At 61.2% G+C, this 1,006-nt stretch carries 1 protein-coding gene; it reads left to right on the forward strand.

Annotated elements, in window-relative coordinates:
* Positions 1-92: 92 nt before the first annotated feature.
* Positions 93-1,006, forward strand: a 914-nt coding sequence (locus NKJ89_RS35575; protein ID WP_352609072.1) for an ISAs1 family transposase, incomplete at its 3' end; no start/stop codon positions are given.

The following is a 1,006-nucleotide window of genomic DNA, read 5'->3' on the forward strand; positions in this document are numbered from 1 at the left end:
AGGGCAGGGGAATCGCATATGAGTAAGAGTAAGTCTTGCGTTGAGTGGAAAGGTTGATTCTTTAGGGGCCTTCTCTTTGAAGAGGAGACCCAATGCCGTTTCTGCTTTCGATTTTGCGTGAAATTCGGGATCCGCGTGACATCAACGCGCGTCATGATCTGGCGGAGCTTCTGTTCTTGGCTCTGCTTGCGACCCTGTGTGGGGCCAAGAGCTGTGTTGACATTGCCGATTTTGTTGAGGGTCGGGAAGACGAGCTGAGAGAGATCGTGGCGCTGGAGCATGGTTGCCCGAGCCACGACACGTTCAGCCGGGTGTTTCGACTTCTTGATGCCGATGAGCTTTCGCGCAGCTTTGCCGCTTTCATGGCAGCGCTGCGACAAACGCTCGGGCCTTCGCCGCGCGGCGTGGTGGCGGTCGACGGCAAATCGCTGCGGCGCGGCTACACTAAGGGTCGGGTCTTTATGCCGCCTTTGATGGTGAGCGTGTGGGACGCCGAGACGAGGCTGTCGATTGCCGCTGCCCGCGCGCCCGAGGGCGACGAGGTCACAGCCACGCTGGATCTTCTGAAGAGCTTGGATTTGAAGGGCTGCACGGTGACGGCGGATGCGCTGCACTGCCGTCCCGACACCGCCAAGGCGCTGATCGGCAAGAAGGCGCATTATGCGCTGGGGCTGAAAGGCAATCGTCCCAAGCTGTTCGCTGCGGCGGAGCGAAGCTTCGCCGCAGCTGCCGAGATCGCCTTCTTCGAGACCAGCGAAAGCGCGCATGGCCGCACCGAAACACGAAGAGCCTCGGTCCTGCCGCTCAAACGGCTGCTCGATCCGCCGGCCTTTCCCGGCCTCAAGGCGATCGGCCGCATCGAGGCCTCGCGCAGCGTGGCGGGCGGCAAACCCACCACCTCGGTCCGCTATGTCGCGCTTTCCAAAGTGCTCATGCCCAAAAGACTGGCCGAGACCGTCAGAGCACATTGGACCATCGAGAACCAGTTGCACTGGAGCCTCGATGT

Origin of the sequence: Mesorhizobium sp. M0047, from assembly GCF_040323315.1 — a bacterium.
GTDB lineage: Bacteria > Pseudomonadota > Alphaproteobacteria > Rhizobiales > Rhizobiaceae > Mesorhizobium.